At 66.5% G+C, this 20874-nt stretch carries 14 protein-coding genes and 10 pseudogenes; 13 read left to right on the forward strand and 11 right to left on the reverse strand.

Annotation, left to right across the window (positions count from 1 at the left end; all coding sequences use genetic code 11):
* The first annotated feature begins 2 nt into the window (after positions 1–2).
* From OG985_RS48430 to OG985_RS48445, 4 genes and pseudogenes are all read left to right on the forward strand, one after another.
* On the forward strand, positions 3–686 hold the full coding sequence (locus tag OG985_RS48430) for a TfuA-like protein (protein ID WP_371666402.1): 684 nt from the start codon (positions 3–5) through the stop codon (positions 684–686).
* A 336-nt stretch (positions 687–1022) separates the two neighbouring features.
* Complete coding sequence (locus OG985_RS48435) at positions 1023–1865, forward strand: hypothetical protein (RefSeq protein WP_371666401.1); 843 nt, start codon at positions 1023–1025, stop codon at positions 1863–1865.
* A gap of 608 nt (positions 1866–2473) precedes the next feature.
* Positions 2474–2662 (forward strand): annotated as a pseudogene (locus tag OG985_RS48440) (ISL3 family transposase); the annotation flags it as partial.
* Between the two features lie 158 nt (positions 2663–2820).
* Positions 2821–2871, forward strand: a pseudogene (locus OG985_RS48445) (hypothetical protein); the annotation flags it as partial.
* A gap of 29 nt (positions 2872–2900) precedes the next feature.
* Here OG985_RS48445 and OG985_RS48450 read toward each other — a convergent pair.
* From OG985_RS48450 to OG985_RS48460, 3 genes are all read right to left on the reverse strand, one after another.
* Positions 2901–3740, reverse strand: coding sequence for a hypothetical protein (locus tag OG985_RS48450; RefSeq protein WP_371666400.1), 840 nt, complete (start codon positions 3738–3740; stop codon positions 2901–2903).
* A 395-nt stretch (positions 3741–4135) separates the two neighbouring features.
* On the reverse strand, positions 4136–4795 hold the full coding sequence (locus tag OG985_RS48455; protein ID WP_371666399.1) for a hypothetical protein: 660 nt from the start codon (positions 4793–4795) through the stop codon (positions 4136–4138).
* 148 nt (positions 4796–4943) lie between these two features.
* The gene (locus OG985_RS48460) at positions 4944–5531 is read right to left on the reverse strand and encodes an ATP-binding protein (RefSeq protein ID WP_371666398.1); all 588 of its coding nucleotides are present in this window, start codon (positions 5529–5531) and stop codon (positions 4944–4946) included.
* 547 nt (positions 5532–6078) lie between these two features.
* On the opposite strand from OG985_RS48460, the gene OG985_RS48465 reads away from it, so the two are divergent.
* The 7 genes and pseudogenes from OG985_RS48465 to OG985_RS48495 all read left to right on the forward strand — a co-directional run.
* Positions 6079–6369 carry a transposase gene (locus OG985_RS48465; RefSeq protein ID WP_371666397.1) on the forward strand — a complete coding sequence of 97 codons (291 nt, stop codon included), beginning with the start codon at positions 6079–6081 and terminating at the stop codon, positions 6367–6369.
* On the forward strand, positions 6336–7094 hold the full coding sequence (locus tag OG985_RS48470) for an IS3 family transposase (protein WP_371666396.1): 759 nt from the start codon (positions 6336–6338) through the stop codon (positions 7092–7094). Before OG985_RS48465 ends, OG985_RS48470 begins: the two co-directional genes overlap by 34 nt.
* Positions 7045–8217, forward strand: a pseudogene (locus OG985_RS48475) (IS30 family transposase); the annotation flags it as partial. The gene OG985_RS48470 and the pseudogene OG985_RS48475, both read left to right, overlap by 50 nt.
* Before the next feature lie 121 nt (positions 8218–8338).
* Positions 8339–9088, forward strand: a complete 750-nt coding sequence (locus OG985_RS48480) for a transposase family protein (RefSeq protein ID WP_331718606.1) — start codon at positions 8339–8341, stop codon at positions 9086–9088.
* 7 nt (positions 9089–9095) lie between these two features.
* Positions 9096–9350 (forward strand): annotated as a pseudogene (locus OG985_RS48485) (IS30 family transposase); the annotation flags it as partial.
* On the forward strand, positions 9334–9645 hold the full coding sequence (locus tag OG985_RS48490; protein ID WP_371666395.1) for an integrase core domain-containing protein: 312 nt from the start codon (positions 9334–9336) through the stop codon (positions 9643–9645). The pseudogene OG985_RS48485 and the gene OG985_RS48490, both read left to right, overlap by 17 nt.
* Positions 9646–9789: 144 nt before the next feature.
* Positions 9790–10290: pseudogene (locus OG985_RS48495) on the forward strand (helix-turn-helix domain-containing protein); the annotation flags it as partial.
* Between the two features lie 4 nt (positions 10291–10294).
* Here OG985_RS48495 and OG985_RS48500 read toward each other — a convergent pair.
* A pseudogene (locus OG985_RS48500) lies at positions 10295–11112 on the reverse strand (IS5 family transposase).
* 54 nt (positions 11113–11166) lie between these two features.
* Here OG985_RS48500 and OG985_RS48505 point away from each other — a divergent pair.
* Positions 11167–12018: pseudogene (locus OG985_RS48505) on the forward strand (hypothetical protein); the annotation flags it as partial.
* Here the strand turns inward: OG985_RS48505 and OG985_RS48510 are convergent.
* From OG985_RS48510 to OG985_RS48520, 3 genes and pseudogenes are all read right to left on the reverse strand, one after another.
* Complete coding sequence (locus OG985_RS48510; protein WP_371666393.1) at positions 11996–12529, reverse strand: NUDIX hydrolase; 534 nt, start codon at positions 12527–12529, stop codon at positions 11996–11998. The pseudogene OG985_RS48505 and the gene OG985_RS48510 overlap by 23 nt on opposite strands.
* Positions 12530–12802: 273 nt before the next feature.
* Positions 12803–13321 (reverse strand): annotated as a pseudogene (locus tag OG985_RS48515) (DNA-directed RNA polymerase subunit alpha C-terminal domain-containing protein); the annotation flags it as partial.
* Between the two features lie 287 nt (positions 13322–13608).
* The gene (locus OG985_RS48520) at positions 13609–14499 is read right to left on the reverse strand and encodes a hypothetical protein (RefSeq protein WP_371666392.1); all 891 of its coding nucleotides are present in this window, start codon (positions 14497–14499) and stop codon (positions 13609–13611) included.
* Between the two features lie 108 nt (positions 14500–14607).
* Here OG985_RS48520 and OG985_RS48525 point away from each other — a divergent pair.
* Positions 14608–15801 (forward strand): annotated as a pseudogene (locus OG985_RS48525) (ISAzo13 family transposase); the annotation flags it as partial.
* A 38-nt stretch (positions 15802–15839) separates the two neighbouring features.
* Here OG985_RS48525 and OG985_RS48530 read toward each other — a convergent pair.
* The 4 genes and pseudogenes from OG985_RS48530 to OG985_RS48545 form a co-directional block, all read right to left on the reverse strand.
* Positions 15840–16409, reverse strand: a pseudogene (locus OG985_RS48530) (DUF2637 domain-containing protein); the annotation flags it as partial.
* Positions 16410–16521: 112 nt separating this feature from the next.
* A complete protein-coding gene (locus OG985_RS48535; RefSeq protein ID WP_371666391.1) occupies positions 16522–19968 on the reverse strand; it encodes a hypothetical protein in 3447 nt (1148 codons plus the stop codon).
* Positions 19968–20420: a TadE/TadG family type IV pilus assembly protein gene (locus OG985_RS48540; RefSeq protein WP_371666390.1), complete on the reverse strand. Its 453-nt coding sequence runs from the start codon at positions 20418–20420 to the stop codon at positions 19968–19970. Before OG985_RS48540 ends, OG985_RS48535 begins: the two co-directional genes overlap by 1 nt.
* Complete coding sequence (locus OG985_RS48545; protein ID WP_371666389.1) at positions 20420–20872, reverse strand: TadE/TadG family type IV pilus assembly protein; 453 nt, start codon at positions 20870–20872, stop codon at positions 20420–20422. The genes OG985_RS48540 and OG985_RS48545 overlap by 1 nt, the downstream gene beginning before the upstream one ends.
* Positions 20873–20874: the final 2 nt, after the last annotated feature.

Consider the following 20874-nt stretch of genomic DNA (forward strand, 5'->3'; position numbering starts at 1 on the left):
TCGTGACCACTGAGCTCATCGTCTATGTCGGCCCGACGTCTCACGGCATTGACCTTCGGGACACCTTCGGCGAAGATGTCCGGCTATATCCGCCGGTGCGGAGGGGGGACATTCAGGAGCTAATCCGATCCCACGGGCCCGGGCGCGTCGCGATTGTCGATGGTACGTTCCACAGCTACCCCTCCGTCGGCCACGCCGAGCTCCGTGCCGCACTCGAAGCCGGCTGGCAGGTTTGGGGCCTCTGTTCCATGGGTGCAATCCGGGCCGCCGAAATGCGCCACCTCGGCATGCATGGCTATGGCGCAGTCTACGAGCAGTACATCGCAAACGAGGACTTCGACGACGATGAAGTCACCCTCATGCACGGCGTCGATGCCCCATTCGTGCCGCTGTCAGAGCCCATGATCCACATCCGTACCTTCATCGCCGACCTCGTGGCACGGGGCCAGCTCGCGAGCGAAACCGGGCGGCAGATCACTGCAAACCTCAAGCAGCGCTGGTACGCGGAGCGGACCCTGTACAGCCTCAAGCGCGCCCTAGTCGCTTCCCTGGAATTGGCACCCCATCAGGTCGACTCTGAGATGGCCGAGTTCGACCATTTCCGCCTCAAAACTTTGGATCTGCTCGGATTCGCGGCTGAAAAGCCCTGGCTGACAGTAGAGAAGCTGAGCACGGCCGCCCGGTGATTCTGCTGACGAAGACGGGAAAACGACCTCTCATGGCCTGCACTTTGCCATCTTTACCAACTCACTTGCTTAGTTCGCCGAACTCGCGCTTCGCCTACCTGGCGAGTTGATTTGCCCGATTCGTGACGCCCCGGCCAGGCGCTGGACGTACTGACAGCCGCGTTGCTTGGGAATAGAGCAACAGAGTCTTTCACCACAGACTTGTTGCTCGGTGCCTGCCAGTTCTTCCCGGACTCGCGGGCTCTCCATCAGAGCGAGGCGCCGTTCCGGTCAAGACCTGAGCGGCACCGCTGCTCCGGAATCAGATTGACCAGCACAGAGAACACGGGAGACCTCATGGGTGACCAGCGCGAGGACCAGTCATATGGAAGCTTCAGTGACCTGGTTGACGAGATAGGGGGCTTGCCCTTTCTCGACGATTCGTTCCGGCCCTCGACACTACTGACACTCGTCGCCACCATGCGCCGCAATCTCGATCCCACCGGGCACGCGAGCCTCGTCGACTACCTTGACCCCGGAAATGCGACAGCCATCTACCGGAAGATGACCGATGGCCAGGGCAACGACTACGACTACCACTGGGTGCCGCTCACGGGCGATCAGGAACGCCGTGTCTCCAGTGCGCTCACCGGGGTGGCGGGAGCTGTCGCGAGTTGGGCGCCGCTGTTCGCGATCCCGCTTCGCTACCGTAAGATCCAAAAGCTGGGAGTCCGCAGTGCCACCGACCTCCTGATTCCCCAGACCATCTACCTGGGTGAAGGTGCGTTCTCCTCTCCACATCCGCTCGAGGAAATCCTCGTGCACGAGCAGGCCCATGTATGGCTCCACTTCATCGCGGAAATTTGCGACCTCCAGAAAGGCGACGCTCCGGAGGACTTCGTCCTCCCGTCGGGAACTTCTGACAGGACACTGCGAGGTGTACTTGTCGCCGCTCATTTCGCCGCTTCCGCCATCAAATTTTACGCTTGCGCTGGCGCCGGGATGCCGGACGGTGAAACCCGTGTACGCTATCTGATCGACTACTTCTCCGGCTGTCTCGACCTGGCTGCTGGCCACCCGTCCCTGACTCCGATGGGCCAGGTTGTCCTCGATAGGCTGACAGTCCACCGTGAGGCGTTGTGGGAGCGGTGTCAACTTGGCGTGAGGGTTGCAGGTCGAGGGCGTGCTGGAGGGTACTGATCTTTGACGCGGCGTTTGATATCAGGTTCGTCCGCGAGTACGCCGCTACAGGCAAATATGCGGTCCTCCGGCGGCAGGGCCTACGGCCGGCCGCCGGCGGGCTTGCCCCGACCCCGACGCCGCGCACCTCGGCGGGTGCTGGTGAAGCAAGTGGTAGCAGAGGGCGGTCTGTTACGGATCGTGGCGAGTACGGCATCGACGATCTCGGCGTCGTGCCCGGCCCGTGGGGTTCTGTCGAGGCGTAGGCATAGCGGCTGCGAGCGCCGACTCGCGGACGGTGCGGTCGGCTGCCTGGTGTTCATCACGTTGACCGTCCGGCGTCTTTTCTGCGACAACCCGGGCTGCGCGAGAGTGACGTTCGCCGAGCAGGTTGATGGTCTGACTGTGCGTTACGGTCGGCGGACTCCGCAGCTCACGGGCCTGTTGGGCGCGATCGCGGTGGTCCTGGCGGGCCGCGCCGGTGAACGCCTGGCGATCCGGCTGCCGGCTTCGGTCAGCGACGCCACTCTGCTGAGTCTGGCCATGGCCCTGGACGATCCGTACGCACAGACGCCCCGGGTCCTCGGGGTCGATGATTCGCCACCCGAAAGGGCCACAAGTACGGCACCGTGCTGGTCGACTGCGAGACCCATGCCCCCATCGACCTGCTGGCCGACCGGGAGGCGGCGACGTTCGCGGCCTGGCTCACCGACCACCCCGGAGTGGAGATCATCTGCCGCGACCAGGGCGGCGCCTTCGCCGACGGCGCCCGCGCCGGAGCCCCCGAGCCCGTCCAGGTCGCCGATGTGTGGCATCTCTGGCATAACCTCGCCGAGGCCGTGAAGTCCCTGGTCAGCAAGCACAGTTCCTGCCTTCGCGAACCGGCCCCCGCTCCGGATTCGCCCCTGAAATTTTGCACCCGCCACTCTCTCACGCGGGCCGGCTGGCTGAGCGGGCCCGGCAGCACCACACCGCCGTGCAAGATCTCCTCGGCCAGGGCCTCACCATCCGGGCCATCGCCCGCCGCCTGCAACTGTCCCGCAACACCGTCCGCCGCTATGCCCGCGCCGTCACCTGGGAGGAGCTGGTCACCGGCCGCTGGCAGAACCACCCCAGCACCCTGGGCGGGAGAAGACCCGCAAGGGCCTGCTGCATCAGCGGTGAAGGACCTTGATCGCGGTCTTGGGCGAAGGCCGGATCGCCGTGTTCGTTCCGCAGGGAGAGGCGCAGGTGGAGGCCGTTGCCGATTCCTGTCTCTGGGGCTGCCATGAAGGCGGGCACCATGCTGCGCCGGCCGGCGACATCGTGTGCGATGTCGCGGAAGACGGCGTAGTCGTCGCATGCGGTCAAGGCTGCGTCGTAGGCGAGGCTGACTTCGATCTGGCCGGGCGCGGCTTCTACTTTGATCGCTTCGTAGCGGATGCCTGCGACGATCAGCCTGCTCAGGTCGTGGATGAAGTCGGCGACGAGCGGCGGGTGTTGGAGGCCGTAGTCGCGGTTGTCTGCCCCTGCCCCTGCCCCTGCCGGTGCCCGGCGGCCGGAGTCGTCCTGCTGGTAGAGGACGGCTTCGACTTCCACGCCTACGGCTGGCCAGTATCCGAGTTCTGCCAGCCGGGCGAGCTGTGTCTGCAGGAGGTGGCGTGGGGCCACCTGGATGGGGGTGTCGTCCCGGTGGAGGGCGGTGCCGATGATGAGGGCGGTTTCACAGCGGTGGGGAAGCACGCGGATGCTGGGCAGGTCAGGCTGGACGAAGACATCGCCGAAGCCCTGCTCCCAGCCGGTGAGGTCGAAGCCGTCGAGCGGCGCCATGTCGACGTCGGTGGCCAGGAGGTAGGCGCACATGTCGGCCCCGGGCAGCATGCGTTCCAGTCCGTACTCCGCGGCGGGTGGGCCCACCACTGGTCAGTAATGAATCGGGCATGGGGGAGCCTCGGCGAGGTTGGGGTGTGGTGGGGCCGGTTCAGTCGCCGTGCGTTGGGGGCCACACTGGGCCGTTCCAGGACGCCGGCAGGACAGCCTGCACGGCCTTCCCGATAGGTCGAACCCAGTCGTTCATGAGGACCGTCCAGGACCGGCGTCCTCGGTGGTCGCTCACCCACCAGGGCATGGGGCTACCGCCTTCGCACGGAGCGCGAGGCAACGCCCCACGGTCTCTTGCTGTCGTCACGGTCCTCTCCCATCGATTGCACGTCACGGGGTGCGAGTCCGGCGCGAGACGGGGGGTGGGCGGGGGGATTCCCGCGCCGGACGCTCACGCGTGCCCTGTGGCCTTGGGGCTGTCGGGCAGGGGTCTATGCCTCCGCCAGCTCTCGCTGCAGCGCATCGAGGTCGAGGACGCGGAAGCTGCTGAGCCGGCGGATGAGTTGGGAGGCGAGGAAGGTCGTCAGATTGGGGTGCCCGTAGGGCAGGGGATGGTCCGGCTGCGCCACCACCTGGACGCCGTCACCGTCCAGGCCGTAGAGAGTGCCGGTCACCCCGTACAACGGGGCGCTGGCGGCCAGGAAAACCATCGGCTTCGCCTCCAGATGCGGACACAGCGCAGCGGCCGCGCGGACGTGTCGTGGGCAGACGGGAGGCTGATTGGTGAGGATCTGCGGCCGGCTGGGGTCGTGGTCACCCGGTCCGGCGAGGAAGACGAAACCCAGCGGAGTGCGTGCGTGTCGGGTGCACACCTGGCAGCGCATCGCCTGCATCGTCATCATCTGCCGGTAGGGATGCATGAGCTTCCACAACGGCGCACCCGTCGGCATCCCACGCTCGTCGACCGGGTTGAAGGCGCAGCGCGCCCATAGCACGCCTCGCAGGTCCCGGTCCCTGACGTCCTCATCACGGTAGTGCAGCCGGTAGTTGCCGGGCCCGTGCTGGAGGATGAAAAGGTTGTCCGGCGCTGCCCGTTCACCCTCCCGCTGGGTGATGAAAGGGACCAGGCCCGACTGGCTCACGGTGTGCACGGATCGGTACTTCCTTCTCGTCTGCGAGGGCTGTAAGGGGGCACGAAGGTCGGTGATGCCGCTCTTTTGAGGGACACGCCGCGATTAGGCGTTCGAGGCGCGGTGGCGGTCCAGGGCGCGGGCCGTGTGGGTAGGTCAATGGCCGGTGTTACGGCCGCCCCGGCGCCGAAATAGCCAAAGTGCACCAGGTAGTCGCGCCCGCGTCCTCTGTGCCCCATCTCCCGCCGTTCATCTCCGCAATGGCCTGGACGAGGTGAAGACCGCGCCCCGACTCGCTGTAGTCGCTGCCGCACCGGCGGGTCGCGGCGACGCCTGGCCGTCCGTCGGTGACGGCGATACGCAGACAGGAGTCTCGAAGCGTGATGCTCAAACCGATGTCCTGGCTGTCGCTGTGTAGGACGGCGTTGGTGAGGAGTTCGGAAACGACCACCATGACGTCGTCCGTCATCGCGGTCAGGCCGCAGTATCTGAGCCGAGCAGCGGCAATCCGACGCATGACACCGACCCGGCGGGCATCCTCGACACGGGGAGGCGCGCCCTTACAGCGAGGGGCGACCTGGAAGCGCTCGTTCATCACATACCCCTCGCGGTGGAGCACCGTGCGAGGCGTCCTTAAGGCTGTCGTCATCATCCCGTCCTCCTGGATCTTGCGAAGATGCGGCTCGGGGACGGGTGCTGCACCACGCGGTTGCGTACGCTCGTCGCCGACCCCGAGAAAGTTCGCTGTTGCCGTCATGCGCAATCTCTTCGAGTGAGGCAGTGCATGACTCGTACGACCCGCCCTAATTGCCGAGCTCGGCTCACAGACCATTCGAAGAGCAGGCTTGGAGGCCAACCCCGGACAGGGGCGGGGAAGCCGGGTGGTCGACCCGTCGGGGGTCGGCCGGTCTGCTGGCTGGCGGCCGTGAGGGCCATGCCAGTCACCAGACCGCACAAATCGCTGATGAAGATGATGAACAGGGCGCCAGCATGCGGCCGATGGCACGCACCACAGCAAGACCTGCCTGTCATCGTTCGAATGGCCAGGCGTGCGGTCAGTTCCTTCCGCGTACTGGGCGCCACGTTGTTCTGTAAGGCGCCCCACTGCTTGCCGCTGCGGACCGGCCACACCCGCACGTAGGCCCCGGCCTCACCCATGACGACGCCGATGTGTCCGGTGGCCCTGTCTTTCGCCAGTTCACCGATGGCTTGCCATGCACAGGAGCATCCCGACCCGGTGAGGGGCCCCGAAGTTTCCGGACAGGGACCCAATAGGGTTGTCCTGAACAGGAAACGAGGAAGAAGTGGCGCCACCCAGTAAGTACTCGCCGGAGTTCCGTGAGGAAGCAGTCCAGATCGCGTTGAGGTCAAGCAAGACGATCTCCGAAGTTGCCCGGGAGCTTGAGCTGAACTCGGAGACGCTACGCGGCTGGGTGAAGAAGCACCAGAAGCAGCAGGAACCGGCTCCCGATGCAGAATTGACGGTGAACGAGCGGGTACGCCTGAAGGAACTCGAACGGCGGAACCGTGAGCTGGAGATGGAAAACTCCTTCCTGAAAAAATGCGCGGCGTACTTCGCGAAGGATCCCCGGTAGCAAGCAAGTACGAGTTCATCGATGAGATGCGGCTCGACACTGCGGAGTGCGCATACAGCGTCGAGTTCATGTGCGGCAGACTCGGCGTCTCCAGATCCGGCTACTACGACTGGCGATCCCGCCCGGAATCCGCGACGGCACAGCGGCGCGAGGAACTGAAACTGCTCATCAAGAAAGCCTTCGACATTTCCGACAGCACCTACGGCCACCGTCGCATCCAAGCCCAGCTGCACCGCTGGGGCATCAGCGTCGGCCTGGAACTGGTCCGCCGCCTGATGCGCGAGCTGGGACTTGAGTCCTGCCAGCCACAGCCGAAGAGGTTCAACCTCACCAAGGCCGCGGCCGGCCAAGTGCCGGACCTCGTCGGCCGCAACTTCACCGCGGACGCACCCGGCGAAAAGCTCGTCGGTGACATTACTTATATCGGGACCGGGGAAGGCTGGCTGTACCTCGCGACGGTAATCGACTGCTGCACGAAGGAAGTCATCGGTTACGCGATGGACGACCACTACCAAACCCCACTGATATCCAAGGCGATCCGTAACGCGGCACGGAACAGGAACCTCTCGGCCGACGCGATATTTCACTCGGATCGCGGCAGTAACGGTGGATTCAACTGGTCGTCGCAACACCCTGATCTCGGAGGTGTGCGACGTGGCCACGGCGGACTGGAGTTTGAAGACCAGCGATGTTCCGGAGGGGCGGCGTCGGCAGTGGCGCGCTGACCGTGCGTTGCGGCCGGCGATGCGTTCGCCGGGGCGGCCTGATCCTTCTCGGGTCGTGCAGCGCCAGTTCTGGCGACTGATCGCCACGGGGGTCACGACGGTGGAGGCGTCGTTGGTGGTCGGCGTGTCGTGGCCGGTGGGTGCGAGGTGGTTTCGTCACGCTGGCGGCATGCCTCCGATCTCGTTGGCCGAGCCCTCGGGCCGGTACCTCACGTTCGAAGAGCGCGAGGAGATCGCGATCCTCATGGCGATGAGCAAGGGCGTGCGCGAGATCGCCCGCGCCCTGGGGCGAGACCCCGGGACAATCTCTCGCGAACTGCGCCGCAACGCCGCCACGCGCGGCGGCAAGCAGGAATACCGCGCGACGGTCGCCCAGTGGAAGGCTCAGCAGGCGGCCAAGCGCCCGAAGAACGCGAAACTCCTGGGTAACGACCGGTTGCGTGAGTACGTAGAGGACCGGCTCGCCGGCAGCATCCGTCGCCCCGACAAGATGACCGTCACCGGGCCCAAGACGCCCGCATGGAAAGGGCTGAACAAGCCGCACCGTCAGGACAGACGTTGGGCGACGGCATGGAGTCCGGAGCAGATTTCGCACCGACTCCGTGTCGACTTCCCCGATGATGAGTCCATGCGCATCAGCCACGAAGCGATCTACCAGGCGCTGTTCATCGAAGGCCGTGGCGCGCTCAAGCGGGAACTGGTGACGTGCCTGCGCACCGGCCGGGCGCTGCGGGCTCCCCGTGCACGGTCGCAGAACAAGCCGCAGGGGCATGTCACCGCGGACGTCGTCCTCAGCGAACGCCCCGCCGAGGCCACGGACCGCGCGGTCCCCGGACACTGGGAAGGCGATTTGATTATCGGGACGGGCCGCTCCGCGATCGGCACGCTCGTCGAGCGCAGCAGCCGCTCCACGCTCCTGGTGCACCTGCCCCGTCTGGAGGGCTGGGGCGAGAATCCGCCCGTGAAGAACGGCCCCTCGCTCGGGGGCTACGGCGCGATCGCGATGAACGCGGCGCTCACCACGTCGATGACGCAATTGCCTGAGCAGCTACGTAAGACCCTCACCTGGGACCGTGGGAAGGAACTCTCCGGTCATACCCAGTTCGCTCTCGATACCGGGAGCCTTTTTCACTTGTACGGCCTGCGGGTGAGCGTCGGTGAAGTGTTGACGGTGGCGTGCCGAACGGGGCATCCCGTTGGTTTGGAGAGTCGCCAGGCATAACCTTCACCTGCGGAGATGCCCCGTGTTCTCCTATCCTGCCGGATGCGATGTCGATCCGGAGCTCCTGGAGCTGGTCACGATGGTGATCGCGTCCTGTGAAGCCGGCCGGCGCTGCAGACTGCGTCCGTACGACCGGGCCCGGTGCACCCTGGTCTACCTGCGCAAGCACGACACCCTCGAACAGATCGCCGCAGGCTTCGGCATCAGCACGGCCACCGCCTGGCGCTACGTGAACCACACGATCGGGCAACTTGCGGAGCACGCGCCGTCGTTGACCGAGGCGCTCACCAGTCATCACACGGACGGCTACGTGCTGCTGGATGGCACCGTCGCGGAGACCGACCGGGTCCAGGCGCCGGGGCACTTCTCCGGCAAGGTCCGCCGCGAGGGCGTGAATCTGCAGGTCATTGCGGCAGAAGAGGGCAAACTGCTGTGGATGTCACCCGCCCTTCCGGGCGGCACCCACGATGTGACGGCCGCCCGCGAGCACGCCATCGTCGACACCTGCGCGCGACTGGACCTCGAGATCCTCGCGGACAAAGGGTACGTCGGGGCCGGCGGCACTGTGATCACCCCGATCAAACGACGGCCCGGAACTGAACTGCCCGACAAGCACAAGACGTCGAACAAGGTCCACGCCGCACTGCGTGCTCCCGTCGAGCGAACCATCTCCCGGATCAAGCAGTGGCGGATCTTCCGGCATGCCCGCGTCAGTCCGAACAGACTCACGTCAGTAGCTGCCGCGATCCTCACCCTCATGATCTACACGTGAAAAAGGCTCCGGGACGAAGGTGTTCTTCGCCGATCCGCACTCGCCCTGGCAACGACCGACGAACGAGAACACGAACGGGCTGCTGCGCCAGTACTTCCCGAAGGGCACCGATCTCTCCCGCTGGTCGTTCACGGACCTCGAAGCCGTCGCCATGGCGATCAACAACCGGCCCCGCAAAGTCCTGGGCTGGCGGACGCCGGCCGAGGTCTTCGAAGAACAGCTACGCTCGCTGCAACAGCCCGGTGTTGCAACGACTGGTTGAACTCGCCAACTACATGTCAGCCGAGTTCGGGAGGACGCTGGACCGGTTCGGGCTCCGCAGATCTGCCGGCCGCACCGGGATCTGTTTCGACAACGCCATGGCCGAATCATTCTTCGGCGCCCTGAAGAACGAGCGCGTATCAAGGGTGACTTACCTGACCCGCGAGGTCGCCCGGCAGGACATCACTCGCTACATCGAATTCTGGTACAATCGCAAACGCCTCCACTCGGCGGTGGGGTACCGCCCTCCACGCGAAGTCCATGCCGAGTACGAGAAGTTGCGAATCGCCGCGTGAATAAACGGTCAGAAGCCTGTCCGGAAAACGCGAGGCCCCTCACGGATACCCCAGCCAAAAGGTCAGGCTGGTTACCCAACTTGGGTAATATCGCAGCGAGTAGAATCCGCGACGTTGCATAGCCCTCGCAGTGGAGCATGCCCAATGCCCGACGCCGACTGGCCGCAGGAACTGCCTGCCCGCTTGCTCACCGATCCCGAGATGATCAATGCGTGCCGAGTTCGGGACTTCGGCAGAGTGTTCCGACTGGTGAAGACGAGAGCAGGCATTTACCCGTCGATGATCGCAAGGCGATGCGAGCTGACGCCGAGCCGCGTCGGCGAGGTCATGGCGGGGCGTCGCCAGTTGCTGTACATGGACGTCATCGAGCGCATCGCCGACGGCCTGCGGATTCCAGGGCACATGCTCGGACTTGCGCGACGTCCCTGGGAGACGCCTCAAGCGCTCGTAGTCACCGAGCGTGAGGAGGCCCAAGTGCCAGAGCTGGCGCAGAGCCCCCCTGCGTCCCTGCCTGGGCCCGATGTGGACAGCATCCTGGCACTGACCACGCCAACCAGCCTTAACGCAGCGACTCTTGAGGCATTCCGCTCCTCCGTCGAGGACTACTGGCGACGAGACGACCAGCACGGCGGGGAGGCTCTTAGAGGTCCTAACAAAGGCGTTGGACGTGGCGGTGGGTGATCAGGCAGACGGCGAGCCCGAGGAACGCTTCGTGGATGTCGTCGCGTCGCTCCCAGCGGATGCGCAGGCGGCGAAAGCCATGGAGCCAGGCGATCGTGCGCTCGACGACGTAGCGGAAGATGCCCAGACCGGTGCCGTGCGGCTCGCCTCGCTTCGCGATCACGGGGCGGATCCCTCGCTGCCAGAGCAGGCGCCGGTACTTGTCGTGGTCGTAGCCGCGGTCGGCCAGCAGCGCGTCCGGCCGTCGGCGCGGTCTGCCGGCCCGGCCCGCGACGGCCGGGATCTTGTCCAGCAGGGGCTCGAGTTGGGTGACGTCGTTGCGGTTTCCGCCGGTCAGTGACACCGCGAGCGGGATGCCCTGTCCGTCGACGATGAGGTGGTGCTTGCTGCCCGGACGTGCGCGGTCGACCGGGCTGGGTCCGCTTTTGGGCCCCGTCGGGCCGCGCGAACGTGCGAGGAATCGATCACCGCCCTCGACCAGTCCAGCTGGTTCTTCGACCGCAGTTTCTCCAGCAGCAGCACGTGCAGCTGGTCCCAGACGCCGGCCTCGTTCCAGGCCGCCAGGCGCCGCCAGCAGGTCATCCCCGAGCCGAAGCCCAGCTCCTGGGGCAGGTACTCCCACTGGATCCCGGTATGCAGGACGAAGAGGATCCCGCACAGGGCCTGGCGGTCCGGCACTCGAGGTCTGCCCTCGACCTGCTTCGGCGCCGGCTCGGGCAGCAACGGCTCGATGAGTGACCAGAGTTCATCCGACACGATCCACGGTCGCGACTGGCGTTTCCCCACGACCAGACCAACGAGCAGACAAGCCAACAGTCACCTGATCGACAACTTTTGTTAGAGCCAGTTAGGCCGGCCGTCGTTGGTCAGCTTCGCCATGTGGTCGGCCTTCTGAAAGAGAATCGCCCTCCGGCCATCCAGAACGGCCTGTACGAAATCGCGGCCGAGCTCGCACGCCTCACTGACTGGATTCACTTCGACGCCCGTCAATACAATCAGGCGCGCACCTACTTTGCCAAGGCCCTGCAACTCGCGAAGACCATCGACGACCGTCAGTTCATGGCCAACGTCCTCGCCTGTATGAGCTTGCAGGCGACCTATCAGGACAAGCCCGCGGACTCCCTGGCACTCGTGACCGCCGCCCAAGACCAGGCCCGCTCGGCGAGCGACACCACCCCGCGCGTCCGGTCGATGCTCTCTATGCGGGAAGCCTTCGCCCATGCCACGCTCGGCAGCCAAACATCCACTCACCGGGCGATCAGGGAAGCACACCGTCAGTTCGAGCAGATCCAGGCGAGCGACCCGGATCCGGTGTGGGTTGCCTACTTCGACGAGCCGAAACTCATCGTGGATACTGGCATTGCCCATGGCCGACTGGGCGAGGCTGCGATGGCTGAACCGTTGATTGCGGACGCCTTACGTCGGGAAGCTCGCGCCAATCAGCGCGGCCGCGCGTTCCACGCCTTTTGGCTGGCTCGCACACAGCTTGACCAAGGAAAGCTCGATCAGGCGTGCCACACCGCGACGCAAGCTCTGGAATCAGCATCGGCTGTGGCTTCGGAGCGAGTGTCAGGCCACTTTAGGGAGTTCTATGACCAGTTGGCCCCACACAGGCAAGAGCCCGTAGCCCTCGCCTTCGAGGCGCGGCTACGGGAACTCCTGCCACCCGTCAGTGGATCGCTTCATCCATGAGCACGTACAGGAGGCCGACAAGAGATCCGCTGCTTACGATCTCTCGGCGGTCGATCATCCCGCGTATTTCGCTGAGCGGAATCCATTCGATGCGGTCGGACTCGTTCTTCTCCGTGGGCGGGCCGTCGTAAGTCGCCCCGTCCGCCCGGAACACGTGATGTTGCGAGTCCGTGATGCCGTTGGCCGGCTCGGCGTAAATCAACGGCTTGATGGGACCGGGACGCCAGCCCGTCTCCTCCAGGACTTCGCGGGCCGCAGCCGCTTCAGGAGTCTCGCCCTCCTCGACCAGGCCCATTGGCAACTCCCAGGCCCATGCGTCCGTGATGAAGCGGTGCCGCCACATCATCAGCACTTCTTGGTGGTCGTTGACGACGGCAGCCACGGCCAGGTGCCGGAGGCGGACGACGTGGTATTCCCACCTGCGCCCGTCAGGCTGTTGGACGTCGACCAGACACAGATTTACCCAAGGATTGGTGTAGATCTGTCGTTCACCGTGGGTCTTCCACTCCATACCTGCGGCCCCTCTCGATCGGTCTCCAGGATCTCAGACCGATCCGGAGAGGAAAACAAGATCGCCTTTTTCGCGTCAGCCTGACGAGAGTGCGGAGGGGGGACAGCTTGGAGCAGCACTTCCGCTGGGGCATCCAGCCACCGATCATGGAGCCAACCATGCGGCTGCCACCCCCCAGCACGACCTCGATTCTGCTTTCGCTCTGCTGACCATCTGATGCCCGGGTGTCGTGTGTGGTCGGGGAGCCGGGGAGTCCGGCTGTCGTGCAGTGCCTCAGTACTGTTCGGTCTCCACGAAGCCCGCGTCCGCGTCGTCGTCGGCGCCGAACGCGTCCGCCGCGGCGGTCGGGTCGAATCCGGGCGGGCTGTCCTTGAGGGCCAGGCCCATGCCGGCCAGCTTCGCCTTGACCTCGTCGATGGACTTCGCACCGAAGTTGCGGATGTCCAGCAGGTCGGCCTCGGAGCGGGCGGCGAGTTCACCCACGGAGTGGATGCCCTCACGCTTGAGGCAGTTGTACGACCGGACGGTGAGCTCGAGCTCCTCGATCGGCAGCGCGAGATCGGCGGCCAGGGCGGCGTCCGTGGGCGAGGGGCCCATGTCGATGCCCTCGGCGTCGATGTTGAGCTCACGCGCCAGACCGAACAGCTCGACCAGGGTCTTGCCGGCCGACGCCATGGCGTCACGGGGACGCATGGCCTGCTTGGTCTCGACGTCGACGATCAGCTTGTCGAAGTCGGTGCGCTGCTCGACACGGGTCGCCTCGACCTTGTAGGTGACCTGAGCACGAGGTGTTGCCTCCAGTGGTTCGGCGCCCGCTATGTGACGCCGTGGATACCACGAAGGGTACGTGCGACAGGGGCGGTAGAGCCGTTGCACAGGCCCGAAGAGGCCTCCCCACATCGCCCGGTTCGGTGGCCGGAACACCACCGGGCACTCCAGTCACAGAGCCGTCGGCCAGCGGTGAGCTATTCCAGCCGACCTTCTTCCACGCACAGACCGCGTCGGCGTTCTTGCAGTGCTCGGAGCCGGGATCGCTGGATGTTTGCGTCGCCGTGGGCGATGGCGTGTGCGGTGTGCCGTCATGACTGCGTGAGCGCTTGCCATCGTCGCTCGAAGTCGGGTGACCACTCGGCGATGTGGGCGGAGGTGATGGGCCGGTTGTACTGGGCGGTGATCCCTTGGCTGGTGCAGGAATGCGCAACGTCTGTGGGTGTGGGAGCGGGGGTGCGCCGGCGCTGTTGGGCCCAGACGTTGTAGATCCTCCACTGGAGGAAATGCCGGCGGAGGTTGGCAGGGCTGATGGGTTTGCCACCGCGGCCGAGGAGTCCTTTCTGCGCGCAGTAGGCGGACAGCTCCTCGTCGGTGGGCTCGTTGTCTTTGGCGTTCTGGTATTCCATCCATGCCAGGTAGTAGCGGTCGGATGCGGTCAGGCTGCCCTGATCGCGGGGTGGCCCCTCTTGCCCGGCTGGGTCGGGTGCGGCGTCGTGGAGGGGCGATCGATGCTTGACGGCCTTCCGTGGGTGCAGGGCTGGGGTGTGGATGCTGTGGGCGTCTGCCGACTGGGGGTAGTTGGCGGGCGATAATTCATCCACTGCGAGGGCTTCCACTGATTGAGGCGCGAAGAGATCTTGGAGTTCAAGGTCCTGGGGCAGGGGCTGTTGTTGCGGGGGAGATGGCGCATCTGCGGTGGTGGTGATGCCGTACTGGCTATCAGGCAAGACCCTCCACTGGTCGGTTGGTGCCTCGCCGTCGGAGGGCGCCACCTTCGGGCTGGCACTGGTGGCCTGGTTCGCGGCGTCCTCATTCAGGTTTCTGCCGTCTGTCACGGTTTTCAGCGCTCTGTCTTCCACCCGGATGGCGTCCGCGGTCTGCCGGACGGTGTGTGGGACCACTGATTGGATGGCGGCGGGGCCGGCTGGGGCCCCCTGTGTCAAGGGGATGCCGTAGCGGGCTGCCAGGCGCAGCGGCATGAGGGATTCCACCGGGGCCTTGCGCCGCCATGCCCGGCCGAAGCGGGAGCTAAGGGCTCGTAGCGAAACAAGTTATGAATCAGTCGCGCGGCGCGTACGTTTCCTGCTATGCCGATCGATATGGAGTCCCTGGCCCGGCGCTACGAGGCGATCCGGGATCACCTGACCGAGCGGCAGCGACGGTTGTGGCTCGGCAACGAGGCTCGTGAGCTGGGTGGCGGCGGTGCACGGATCGTCTGTGAGGCGACCGGGGTGTCCCAGGACACGATCCGACGGGGCCGCGGGGAACTGGACGATCCGCAGCCGCTGGCGGTCGGGCGGTCCCGGGGGCCGGGAGGCGGCCGCAGACGGGCCGAGGTCCTGGACCCGCAACTGGCCGTGGACCTGGATGCCCTGGTCGAGCCGGAGACTCGTGGTGATCCGATGAACCCGCTGCGCTGGACCACGAAATCGCTGTCGCACCTGGTTGCCGAGCTGGTCAATCGGGGACACCGGTGCACCGAGAACGTCGTGGCCCGACTGCTGCACGAGGCCGGCTACTCCTTGCAGGGCAACGCCAAAACCGTCGAGGGCAAGCAGCACCCCGACCGCGACGCCCAGTTCCGCTACCTCAACGATCAGGTCAGGGCGGCCCTCGCTGCCGGACAGCCCGTCGTGTCCGTGGACTGCAAGAAAAAGGAACTGATCGGGAACTTCAAGAACGTCGGCAAGGAATGGCGACCGCCTGGGGACCCGGTGAAGGTCAACGTCCACGACTTCCCCGGACCGGCCGGCAAAGCCATCCCCTACGGCGTCTACGACATCGGCGCCAACGCCGGCTGGGTCAGCGTCGGCATGGATCACGACACCGCCGCGTTCGCCGTGAACACCCTGCGGACCTGGTGGAACAACGTCGGCCGGGCCGCATATCCGCAGGCCACGACACTGACGATCACCGCGGACAGCGGCGGATCCAACGGCAGCCGACTACGGGCCTGGAAGACCGGGCTGGCTGCCCTCGCCGCCGAGACCGGCCTGTCGATCACCGTGCTGCACCTGCCGCCGGGTACTTCGAAGTGGAATCGCATAGAGCACCGGCTGTTCTCCGCAATCACCATGAACTGGCGCGGGACACCACTGACCAGCCACGAGGCCGCCGTTTCCCTGATCGGTGCGACGACGACCGAGACCGGCCTGACCGTGTCCGCGGCCCTGGACACCGGTGTCTACCCCACAGGCATCAAGATCAGCGACAAGGCCATGAAGGCCCTCCCGCTGACCCGTCACGAAACCCACGGCCAGTGGAACTACACCATCAGCCCACCCGCCGACACTCCCGAACCCGCAGACGTTAAATCACACTGAGCCCTAAGCCGGGCCTGGTAGACGAGGCGTTCCTGCTCGAGCTTGATGACCTGGTCGTAGGAGCGCAGCTCCCACAGCTTCATCCGGCGCCACAGCAGGAAGGTCGGCAACGGGGAGAGGAGCCAGCGGGTGAGGCGGACGCCCTCCATGTGCTTGTCGGCGGTGATGTCGGCGATCCGGCCGATCGCGTGCCGGGCCGCCTCGACGGAGACCACGAACAGGATCGGGATCACCGCGTGCATGCCCACGCCGAGGGGGTCGGGCCAGGCCGCCGCGCCGTTGAACGCGATCGTCGCCGCCGTCAGCAGCCACGCCGTCTGGCGCAGCAGCGGGAAGGGGATCCTGATCCACGTCAGCAGCAGGTCCAGCGCGAGCAGGACGCAGATACACGCGTCGATGCCGATCGGGAAGACGTACGAGAAGTTCCCGAAGCCCTTCTTCAGGGCCAGCTCGCGGACCGCCGCGTACGAACCCGCGAAGCCGATGCCGGCGATGACGACCGCGCCGGCCACGACCACGCCGATGAGAATGCGGTGCATCCGAGTCAGCTTGACGGGCGCGGCCACGCCGACCCCTTTCCTGCTTCGTTATGGTGTGGTGCTGCGGTTCGGCTGCAGTCGTGCATTCTGGGGTGCACTCGAGAGTGCCGGGCTGTTGGGATCTCTGTGCTCATGCCGGCTACCGGACCTTGTGCGTTGGCGTGCCCGAGCCGTCCAGCACATCCTGGATGAGCTGTTCGGTTTCCGTCTCCAGTGAGCAGTCCAGCGCCCGGTTGACCTGCTGGACGCGGGTGATGGCGGTATGCAGTCCCTGCCGGTTCCCGGCGGCATACTCGATCCTGAGCCAGTCCCGATACAACAGCTCTGCCGTGTCGTCGACGTCGAGGCCGGTCGCGACGGCCTGACGGGCCGCGCTGAGATCGTGGTGCGGGCCCGCAGGGGTGCGGTATGTGGCTACGGTGTGCGTTACGTCGATGATCCGCGTGATCATCTCCTGCTGATACGGCTCGGCCCAGGGCAGCGGCGTGCCCCCGAACGGCCTGCCGCGGACCAGGGTGAGCGCCTTCTCCAGATCGGTCAGGCCGGACGGTCCCAGCGGCAGAGCGCGTTCGACGAGTTGAAGGAAGCGGCTCCAGTCGGACCTCACGCCGGGGGAGAGCCGGTAGGGGTCCTCGCCGGACTTGCGGCGCGGCACGTAGGGGTTGCCGGCGGGATCGCTGCCCAGGGAACGGCGCAGGCCCTGCATCCGGGCGTTGAGGGTGCTCAGTCCCCATGGGCTGACGGGATCCATGTCGGAGCACACGGCGTCCGCGCTCCGCCCGGGCCGGAAGAACAAGAGCGTAGCGAGCTGTGCCATCCGTGGGCCGTGGCCGGTGCTGTCCACCCCCGTCACCTCGACCGGGCCCAGAACTCGGATCTCCGGCGCTTGCAGGTCATGAGCCTCCCGATCATTGGCCCCCGCTTCCGCCTCCGACGCTGAGGCCTCCTCCGCGGCGTGCTCGGCGTCAGTCTCCTTGGGCTCTGGACCCCCTGCGGCAGGGGCCACCGGAGTCTCGGTCACCGGCGCGGGGTTCTCCTCCGCCTGAGGTACCGGTGCGGCGGTGGACAGGAGACGAAGTCCGGTGGGGTCGGTGGTGGCGGCAAGCAGGGCGGGGAAGACGTCGTTGCTCACGTCTGCTGCCGGCGTCACCGAGGGGCTCGGGCCCGCCCTGGTCGCGAGTGCGGCCGGCTCGTGGGGCTGCGTGTGCTCGGGCTGGTGCACCATGGCGGGCTCGTCCGGGACGTCCTGCCACGGTCCCTCGGCCGGGTGCGCCGGCTGCGCGGACACCTTCAACGCGGTGGTGATCTGGAGGTAGGCGGCGTGCTCCAAGCGCTGAATGGTGATCTCGGCGGCCACGGAGGCGAGTTGCTGCGGTGTGCTGAGCGAGACGTTGAGGATCTCCGCCTCGGGGAAGTGCGCGGCAGCTGTACTGGCCGGGGCGATGAGGGTGATGGGAATGGTCCCGGCCTTGTCGATGACGTCGGCAAATTCCCAAGCCGTGTCCGGGTCCAGAGAGGATGCACAGAGCAGCACATAGGGCTGGTGACTGGTCTCGGGCATCTGGTGGGCCTCAAGCAGCCGTTCGCTCAGGTCGCGCAGCGCGTGCGTGGCCTGCCGCATGTGGGCGATCCGCGTGGTGGGCAGGAGTTGCGGCAGGTCCTCGCCGAAGCCCACCGTCACGATCTCGACTTCGCTCGCCCACGGACTCATCCCGAGTTCCAGGGCGAGCGAGGTGCACGCCTCGGTGATGTGCACCGGATTGCCGTCCAGCAGAACGGCTGGCACGCGGGCGAGGTTGAGTAGCAGAAGGTCCCCTGCTTCGGTGCTGCCGATCGTGACGAGTCCCGGATACGGCGCCGGCACTTCGCGGGCGGCCTCCTCGTCCAGGACGGCGGCGTCGGAGTCCAGGACCCACCAACCGCCCTTCCCGGAGACGAAGGGCGCCTGCGGCTTCTGGACCATCTCCTCGGGCAGCACCTCTACCGTGCGGGTACCGATCCGAGCAGCCCGCAGCGGTGGCAGGACCGTGGCACCCTCCTGCTGGGCCGCGCGGTGGGACAGGGTCCTCAAAACCCTGTCCAGGCGGGCGGCGCCGCCCGGTTCGGCGGCCGCCGCCAACTTTGCCTCCGCCGGAGAAGTCTCCGACGCCATGGCGATCTTCTCGCCCGGCTTGCGGCGGCGACGCTGCAGCGCCCTTCGCAAGGCGAGAGCGCCGGTGACAGCAGCGGCCAGCAGCGCCCCGGCGCCCAGCACAGTGCGCAGCACCAGCGGGCCGTCGGCGGGAGCCGACGCCGGCGTCTGGGACGCCGTGGCGGCTGGGGAGGAGCCATCGATGCCGGACTGCTCATCCGACGCCGACGGTGAGACAGCAGAGGAGGCGGTGCTTGTGGGCTGTGGAGGCGCTGAAGCCGTCGCGGAAGGAGCATGCTCCTGGCCGGGATGCCCGGCGGGACGGCTGCTCGGTGTACGGGCAGGAGACGACGTCGGCGGGGGCGGCTGCACGTCGCTCGTGTCATCGCCCGGCTGCTGCCCGCCGTCCGGCGCCTGGGTGGCCGGGGGAGGAGTGCTCTGTTGACTGCCCGCGTCATCGCTGTCGCCGGTGTCTCGTGGCGGAGCCTGCCGGTCAGGCTGAGCGCCGGGAACAGTGATCTGCTGCCCTGCGTAGATGACATCCGGATCCGTGATCTCGGGCAGGCCGTGCGGCTGCGGCATTCCCTCGCTGGCCTTGAACAGCTCGGGCCACTTGTCGCCGTCGCCGAGCTTCTCCTCCGCGATCTTCGACAGGTAGTCGCCCGAGTGGGCCGTGACGGCGTGCTCGCTTTTGCCGGCAGAGGCCGGAGGGCCGTCCCCCAACTGCGTACGGACCCCTCCTGCAAAAGCAGCGGTATCTGGCATCTCTATCCGCCAGCCAGGCTGCAGGAAGCTGTTCGCGCGGAAGACCTGGCCATCGGGCATGACGCGGCCCTCGTTCAGGTTCGCGATCTCCCGCCACCGCTCGCCGTCGCCCAACTCCCGTTCGGCGATGCCCCACAGGCTGTCAGCAGGCCGTGTCTCGCGCACCGTGTACGACGTGCGGTACGCCGACGTGCTCACCGTGGAGGCTGGCGAGGCCTGACCGGCATTGGCGCTCTGTGAGGCTTGGGCTTTGCCGGGCGTGCTGGGCGCCGTTGTTGCTGGTGCGGCCTGGGCGTCGGAGGCCAGGGCCGAACTCGTCGGCAGCAGTACCAGGATGCTGCCGATGAGCAGGGCCGCGGCGCGCTGCGAGGCGCCCATCCCTCGCGGAGCGTGCCAGCTGCGGCCCCGCAGTTGTGCGACAAGCTCCCGTGCCGCGCAGAAACTGAACTGCAGCCACCCGATCCAGCCCACCGCGACGAGCAACAACAGGAAGGCCGCCCCGGTGTCCTGCCGGTCCAACAGGTGCGTGAGGTCGTCGTGGGTGGCAGCCCACATGACCGGAGTCACCCAGACCAGCAACAGCGGCAGCCCCGCGACCGCGGCGGCCAGAACGATCAGGCTCAGCACGGCCTTGACGACACGGACCAGGGTGCGGCCCACAGTCGCGGCAGAGGAATGGCGGGTGCGCATCAGTTTCCTTCGGGAACGGTGACGCCATGCAGGAGCGTGGCCCTGCCCTGGCCGGATACCGACAGCGAGCCGATCCCGACCACCGACAAGAACTTCGTGTCGTACGTGCCGGTGACATGGACGCTGAGGGTCTTGCCGTCGCCGGACACGCTGACGGTGCCGGTGGTGCCGGCCGAGCGCAGGTACGCCTGGGCCGCGGCCTGCGCGTCCTGCGGATCCACGACGATCGCGTCGCCGCTGATGGCCTCGGCGGGGTCGATGGCCTGCCCACCGGCTCGGGCGGCCTCACCGGCGACGTAGTCGGCGCGCTCGATGGCGCGCATGGTGCTGCCGCCATCGACGGCAACGCCGATGATGCCGATCAGCGCCATCACGCACACGGCGACGAACACCGTGACCCCGCCCCGGTCATCCCACAGGGCAGTGCTCTGCCCGTTGCGCCAGAAGACCATCAGTCGCTCTGCTCCCGGTACTGGTCCACTACTGACGTAGCCGTTGAGACGAGCCTTCGGGTCCCGGGCACGCCGGGCAGCAGGAGATCCGACAGATGCACGCTGCACATCACAGTCACGCTCACTGTGCCGACCTGGCCTACCGGCACGCTCAATCCACCGGTATCGATCCGGACGGACGTCGACGCGCAGGCGATGCCCTGATCGCTCAGGGATTCGGCGGCCGCCGCCTGGGCGGCGCTCTGCGCGGAGCCGGCCGTGCGGTGGATGGAGGCTTCCCGGGCCGCGTCCTGGGCCGCAGAGTCGATCTTCGCGCCGGAGGTGACGATACGGCCGCCGGCGATCGCCAGACACAGGAACATGATCAGCAACGGCAGGATGATGGCCGTTTCGATCGCTGCGCTGCCGGCATCGCTGCGAAGCCTGCGATCCCAATGGGTTGTAGTGTGCACTT

This window comes from Streptomyces sp. NBC_00289 (assembly GCF_041435115.1).
Classification (GTDB): Bacteria; Actinomycetota; Actinomycetes; order Streptomycetales; family Streptomycetaceae; genus Streptomyces.